The organism is Calidithermus terrae, from assembly GCF_003574345.1.
In the GTDB taxonomy this organism is placed as follows: Bacteria; Deinococcota; Deinococci; order Deinococcales; family Thermaceae; genus Calidithermus; species Calidithermus chliarophilus.
Map to the genome: position 1 here is coordinate 1 of NZ_QXDL01000230.1, position 5,810 is coordinate 5,810.

A 5,810-nucleotide genomic window follows, 5' to 3' on the forward strand; every position below is an offset into this window, starting at 1 on the left:
GCCAGGGGGTGCCCCGGGGGCTGCGGGCGAGCTTCAGGCCCGCCTGGAAGGGGTGGGCGAGGCCGATGCTGGTGCGCACGTGCAGCACGTATTCCTTGGGGACGCGCACCTCGAGGCGCACCGCCGCCACGCCGCCCGGCTGGGCGTGGGCCAGGCCCGCCGGGGCCGAGGCCGCCAGGCTCAGGCCCAGCAGCACCGCCCATCCCAGTTTGCCGGCCCGTCGTAGCATGCCCTCACTCCGCCAGCAGCTTCTCGAGCTGTGCCTCGAGCGCCGCGATGCCCTTAGGATAACGGCCGGAGATCTCCCCGGCGTGAACATAGCGCACGGTGCCTTGCTTATCGATGAGGTAAAAGGCCGGCCAGTAGCGGTTGCCGTAGGCCCGCCAGGTGCGGTAGGCGTTGTCCTGCACCACGGGCCAGGTGATCCCCTTTTGGGCGATGGCCGCACGCAACTTGGCGGCGTCTTTCTCGTAGTCGAACTCGGGGGTGTGCACCCCCACGATCTCGAGCCCCCGCTCTTTGTACTTGGCGTAGTAGTCGCGCAGGGTGGGGAGGCTGTTGTCGCAGTTGTAGCAGCCGAAGGTCCAAAAATTGAGCAGCACCACCTGCCCGCGCAGGGCCTCGAGGGAGGTGGGGGCGGTGTTGAACCACTCCCCGCCCGCCGCGATGGGCGGGGCCGCGCTGCCCACCCGCTGGGCCATGACCCACGCCAGCAACCCCAACACCGCCAGCAACCCCAGCACCCGCTTTCCCATACGCCGCCTCCTGCCCGCCCGTACGCAGGCCCCGGCGCTTTGGGATAGGCTTGGGCCATGACCCTCGACCTCAACGCCGACGCGGGCGAGTCCTACGGGGTGTGGAGCTTAGGCCACGACGCGGCGCTGTTCGGCCTGCTGACCTCGGTCAACCTGGCCTGCGGCTTCCACGCGGGCGACCCCCTCACCATCGAGCGCTCGGTGAAGCTGGCCCACCGGCACGGCCTCGCCGTGGGGGCCCACCCCGGCTTCCCCGACCGGGTGGGCTTCGGGCGGCGTGACCTCGCCGCCGCCCCCGAGGAGGTCTACGCCGACGTGCTCTACCAGATCGGGGCGGTATCGGCTTTTCTGCGGGCAGCCGGCTTGCCCTTGCACCACGTCAAGGCCCACGGCGCGCTCTACAACCGCGCCGCCCGCGACCTCGAGACCGCCCGCGCCATCGCCCAGGCCGTGCGCGACTTCGACCTCGCCCTCCCGCTGGTGGTGCTGCCGGGGACGCCGCTCGAGGCCGGGGCCCTCGAGGCGGGCCTGCGCGCCGTCGCCGAAGCCTTCCCCGAGCGCGGCTACACCCGCGACGGGCGCCTGGCCGCCCGCGGGCAGCCCGGGGCCGTCGTCCACGACCCCCACGAAGCCGCTCGCCGCGCCGTGGCGATGGCGCTGCACGGCCGCGTCGAGGCGGTGGACGGCGGCTGGGTCGAGATGCGCCCGCAAACCCTGTGCGTCCACGGCGACAACCCCAACGCGGTGCAGATCGCCCGGGCGGTGCGGGAGGCGCTCGAGGCGGAGGGGGTCCGGTTGGTGGCGTTCTAAGTGCCGATGGTCGATGGTCGGTAGCCGATGGCCGGGCGCGGGTCGTACGTGGTACGCAAAACGCGAAACGCAAGACGCGAGACGCCTTGTCACCCCCTTGGCAAGGGGGGCTGGGGGGGATACCCTTCACGAGCCACAAGCTGACCGCTGACGGCTCATCGCTCCCGGCTCACGAACCTTAGCTGTTGCCCTGGTCGGAGCTGGGCGAGGTGGGGGAGGTCGGCGGGGTGGACTAGGGCGGGCTTGGCGTAGCCGCCGAGGGTGCCGCGGTCGTTGAGGAGGACGATGGGTTGGCCGCCCGGGGGGACCTGGACGGCGCCCAGGGGGGTGGCTTCCGAGACCACCTCGCCGCCCGGGACCTCGTGGCGGGCGGCCAAGCGCATGCCCATGCGGTCGGCGGTGCCGACCTCGAGCGCCCGCGCGCACAGCGCCTCGAGGGCTTCCCGGCTGAACTGCGGACCCGGGAGGAGGCGGACGCGCGGCCGGGGCGGGAGTTCGGGCTGGGGGTGGCGGAAGCCGGGGCGCACGGCTCGAGGCTCGGCCACCCCCAGCACGTCGCCGGCCCGAAGGGCCCGCCCGACGAGGCCGCGCAGGTCTACCGAGGCGCTGCCCAGGAAGCGGCCCGACTCGAGCCCGCCCGCCGCCGCCAGGTAGGCCCGCACCCCTTGGGGCGTGGGGCGAAAGCGCAAAGTCTGCCCCGGGCGCACCGCGAAGCTCTGGCCCGAGGGCACGGCCTCGCCGTCGAGCACGGCTTCCACCCCGTACCCCGCCAGGGCCAGCACCGCGGGCCGCAGCACGCTGAACACCGGCCCGGTGAGGTTGAGCTCGAGCAAGGGCGTGCCGGGCGGGTTGCCCACCAGGGCGTTGGCGAGGCGGGCCGAGCGGGGGTCGAGCGGCCCGGAGCGGGCCAGGCCGAAGCGCCCGGCCCGGAAGCGCCCGGCGTCCACGACCAGGTCCAGCAGGCCGGGCTCCTCCACGCGCAACAGGGGGTGGCGGGGCTCGGGGGGCAGCAGCTCGAGCCGCTCCGGCACGGGAGGGGTGGGCCCGTCGGCGGGGCGGAAGCGCACCCGGTCGCCGGGCTGCAGCCGGAAGGGCTCGGCGCGGCGGGGGTCGTAGACGGCCTCGAGCGCCGTGCCCAGCAGGTGCCACCCGCCCGGGGAGGGGAGCGGGTAGACGCCGGTCTGGCCCGCCGCCATCGCCACCCGGTGCGCCGGGACCTGCTTGCGCGGGGCCGCGCGGCGCGGCAGCCGCAGCCGTTCGTCCACGTCGCCCATGAAGGCGAAGCCCGGCGTGAAGCCCAGCGCGTAGACGTGATACGTCGCCCGGCTGTGCAGTTCGACGACCTCGGCCACGCTCAGGCCCGTGCGCCGCGCCACCTCCTCGAGGTCCTCCCCGTCGTAGCGCACCCCGACCTCGACCCGGCGGGAAGGGGCGGGCTCGAGCACCGCCCCCGCGTGCCGCTCGACCCACGCCCGCACCGCCGCCTCCGCCGAGCCATCGCCGTACTCGACGTAAAGGTTGACGTACCCCGGCACCACGTCGCTCACGCCCGGCAAGGGGTCGTTCAGGAGGGCTCGAGCCAGCGCCTGCAGCCGCGCGTTGGCAGCAGGGTCGGGTTTCTGGGCGAAGGGAAGGTAAAAGCCGGGCATGGGGGGTTGTTTTATTATCAGCCGTCAGCGGTCAGCCGTCACCGGAAGGCTAGTGGCTCCTGGTAAACCCCTCCCCGGCGCCGGGGAAGGAATATCCCCCCCAGCCCCCCTTGCCAAGGGGGTGACAAGGCGTCTCGCGTCTTGCGTTTCGCGTTTTGCGTACCACGTACGACGTACGACGCACGACCCACGCCCGGCGTTCAGCTACCGGCTATCAACGCTTTCCCGCGCCCGGCCATCGCCCTTTCTCCCCCGTCCGACAAAGCGCCAAAGTGCGTACAGTACGATAGGGCCCAATGGACTGGGACGGCTTTCCCGACGAGGCCCTGCTGGCGCTGGTGGCCCGGGGGGAGGAGAAGGCCCTCGAGGCCCTCTACGACCGCTACGCCTCGGCCATGCTGGGGCTGGCCCAGCGCATGGGCTTCGACCGCGACGCCCGGGAGGACTGCGTGCAGGAGATCTTCTACCGCATCTGGAGCCGCGCGGGCAGCTTCGACGGCCGCAGGGCCACGGGCCGGAGCTGGATCCTGGCGGTGGGGCACCACTACTGCGTGGACCGGGTGCGGCGTGAGGCCAGCCGCCCGCGGGGGCTCGAGCCGTCCCCGGAGGAGGAAGAGGCCTTCGACCTGCCGGGGCCCGGCCTCGACGAAGGGGCCGCCCTGGACCGCGTGCGCGTCCAGCGGGCCCTGCAAACCCTGAGCCCGGACGAGCGCCGGGTGATCGAGGCGCTGCACTTCCGGGGCCTGACCTACCCCGAGGCCGCCAAGGCCCTGGGCTGGCCCCTGGGAACCCTAAAGGCCCGCGTGGGGCGGGCCTTAGCCAAGCTGCGGGAGGTGCTGCGTGAAGCCTGAGGAGCTGCGCGAACTCCTCCCGCTCTACGCGCTCGACGCCCTGCCCGAGGCCGAGCGACAGGCGGTGGAGGAAGTGCTCGAGCGCCACCCCGAGCTCCAGGCCGAGCTCCGGGCGCTGCTCGAGACCGCCGCCGACCTCAGCCAGGGCGTGCCCCCGGTCGCGCCCAGGGGCGAGCTCAAGGCCAGGGTGATGGGGCGCATCCGCCGCGCCCCACCGCCTGGGCCGAAGCGTTCCCCCTGGCCCCGCGTCCTGGCCCAGGCCGCTGCGGTGCTGTTGCTGGCCGCCCTCGCGTGGGGCGGGGGCTGGGCGTACCGCTGGTGGCCCTGGGTCCAGGCCTTCACCGACCCGAAAGCGCGCGTCGAGACCCTGGTGGACGAGAACGGCAAGGCCGTAGGCCGCGCCATCTACCGCCCCGACGGCCGCACGCTGGTCTATGTCGATCTCCCCCCGCCGCCCCCCGGCAAGACCTACCAGCTATGGGGCGTCAACCAGGCCGACCACGTGGCCCTCCCCACCTTCGAGGGCAAGTTCGTCGAGTTCACCATGCCCCCGGGCTTCCAGGAGGTCCACGTCACCGAGGAACCGGAGGGCGGGAGCCCGTTCCCGCACGAGATCCGGGCGTTGCCGAGGGATTAGGTCGATGGTCGATAGCGGATAGCCGATAGCTAAACGCCAGACGCTAGACGCGGGTCGTACGCCGTACGCCGTACGCCGTACGCAAAACGCCCCTTTTTACCCCCCTTAACAAGGGGGGCTAGGGGGGATATCCCCCACGAGCCCCAGGCTGACGGCTGACCGCTGAAAGCTGACGGCTTATCGCTGACCGCTTCCCACGCACCGCCTTGATAAGATTCAGGCCATGGATTATGCCGAGCGCCCCCCTCGAGACGCGCTGACGCTCGTCCGGCCGGAGGTGCGGGAAGCCCTCGAGGGGCTCTCGCGGGCGGGGGCGGAGGACCGGGGGGCGGTGTTCACCCGGCCCGAGGTGGTGCGGCGGATGCTCGACTGGCTGGGCTACACGCCTGAGCACGACCTCCGCGGCTTCCGGCTGCTCGAGCCCTGCTTCGGCGGGGGGGAGTTCTTGCTCGAGGCGCTCGAGCGGCTGCTCGAGGCGCACTTCGACCGCGGGGGGAACGCCCGAAACGCTGACGGGCTCGAGGATTGCCTGCGCGGGGTGGAGCTTCACCGCGAGAGCCACGGGCAAGTTATCCACAAAGTTATTAACAGGCTCGCGAAATTGGGGATAACTCGGCGGCTCGCCGCTCATCTGGCTCACACCTGGCTGGTTCAGGGCGATTTTCTGCTGGCCGATTTCGACGGGAACGGCTCCCCGGCGCGCGGCGGGGCGGGTTTTACCCACGTGGTCGGGAATCCGCCCTACCTGCGGCTCGAGCGCGTCCCGCCGGCGCTGCTGGCGGAGTACCGCCGCCGCTACCCCACCTTCCGCCACCGCGCCGACCTCTACGTGCCCTTCTTCGAGCGGGGCCTGCGGCTGCTGGCCCCGGGGGGCCGCCTGGCCTACCTCTGCACCGACCGCTGGATGAAGAACCGCTACGGCCAGCCCCTGCGCCGCCTGATCGCCGAGGGCTACCGCCTCGAGCGCTACGCCGACCTCAAGGGCGAGCAGCCCTTCCAGCGCGCCGTGAGCGCCTACCCCGCCGTCACCGTCATCGCCCGGGCGACCCTCGCGGCGTTGTAATTCGTCACAAACCGTACACCCGCGCCAGCGCCCGCTGCTGGAGCC

At 72.5% G+C, this 5,810-nt stretch carries 7 protein-coding genes; 4 read left to right on the forward strand and 3 right to left on the reverse strand.

Annotated features, from left to right (window positions below; genetic code table 11):
- Positions 1-229 (reverse strand): hypothetical protein (locus Mterra_RS18065; protein ID WP_147372926.1); only part of this gene is annotated, 229 nt, incomplete at its 3' end.
- A 4-nt stretch (positions 230-233) separates the two neighbouring features.
- The gene (locus Mterra_RS18070; RefSeq protein ID WP_119316414.1) at positions 234-755 is read right to left on the reverse strand and encodes a redoxin domain-containing protein; all 522 of its coding nucleotides are present in this window, start codon (positions 753-755) and stop codon (positions 234-236) included.
- A gap of 57 nt (positions 756-812) precedes the next feature.
- On the opposite strand from Mterra_RS18070, the gene Mterra_RS18075 reads away from it, so the two are divergent.
- On the forward strand, positions 813-1,565 hold the full coding sequence (locus Mterra_RS18075; RefSeq protein ID WP_119316415.1) for a LamB/YcsF family protein: 753 nt from the start codon (positions 813-815) through the stop codon (positions 1,563-1,565).
- Positions 1,566-1,720: 155 nt separating this feature from the next.
- Here Mterra_RS18075 and pxpB read toward each other — a convergent pair whose 3' ends face one another.
- A complete protein-coding gene (gene pxpB / locus Mterra_RS18080; RefSeq protein ID WP_119316416.1) occupies positions 1,721-3,214 on the reverse strand; it encodes a 5-oxoprolinase subunit PxpB in 1,494 nt (497 codons plus the stop codon).
- Positions 3,215-3,510: 296 nt separating this feature from the next.
- Between pxpB and Mterra_RS18085 the strand changes: the two genes are divergently transcribed.
- The 3 genes from Mterra_RS18085 (at position 3,511) to Mterra_RS18095 (ending at position 5,765) form a co-directional block, all read left to right on the forward strand.
- Positions 3,511-4,065 (forward strand): sigma-70 family RNA polymerase sigma factor, encoded by a 555-nt coding sequence (locus tag Mterra_RS18085; protein ID WP_119316417.1) that lies wholly within the window; start codon positions 3,511-3,513, stop codon positions 4,063-4,065.
- Entirely contained in the window at positions 4,055-4,702 is a 648-nt protein-coding gene (locus Mterra_RS18090) for an anti-sigma factor (protein ID WP_119316418.1), read from the forward strand. Before Mterra_RS18085 ends, Mterra_RS18090 begins: the two co-directional genes overlap by 11 nt.
- 223 nt (positions 4,703-4,925) lie before the next feature.
- On the forward strand, positions 4,926-5,765 hold the full coding sequence (locus Mterra_RS18095) for an Eco57I restriction-modification methylase domain-containing protein (protein ID WP_119316419.1): 840 nt from the start codon (positions 4,926-4,928) through the stop codon (positions 5,763-5,765).
- Positions 5,766-5,810 lie beyond the last annotated feature (45 nt).

Coding starts and splice junctions, on each gene's coding strand:
- Mterra_RS18070 (WP_119316414.1), bottom strand. CDS start 755: ATGGGAAAGCGGGTGCTGGGGTTGCTGGCGGTGTTGGGGTTGCTGGCG.
- Mterra_RS18075 (WP_119316415.1), top strand. CDS start 813: ATGACCCTCGACCTCAACGCCGACGCGGGCGAGTCCTACGGGGTGTGG.
- pxpB (WP_119316416.1), bottom strand. CDS start 3,214: ATGCCCGGCTTTTACCTTCCCTTCGCCCAGAAACCCGACCCTGCTGCC.
- Mterra_RS18085 (WP_119316417.1), top strand. CDS start 3,511: ATGGACTGGGACGGCTTTCCCGACGAGGCCCTGCTGGCGCTGGTGGCC.
- Mterra_RS18095 (WP_119316419.1), top strand. CDS start 4,926: ATGGATTATGCCGAGCGCCCCCCTCGAGACGCGCTGACGCTCGTCCGG.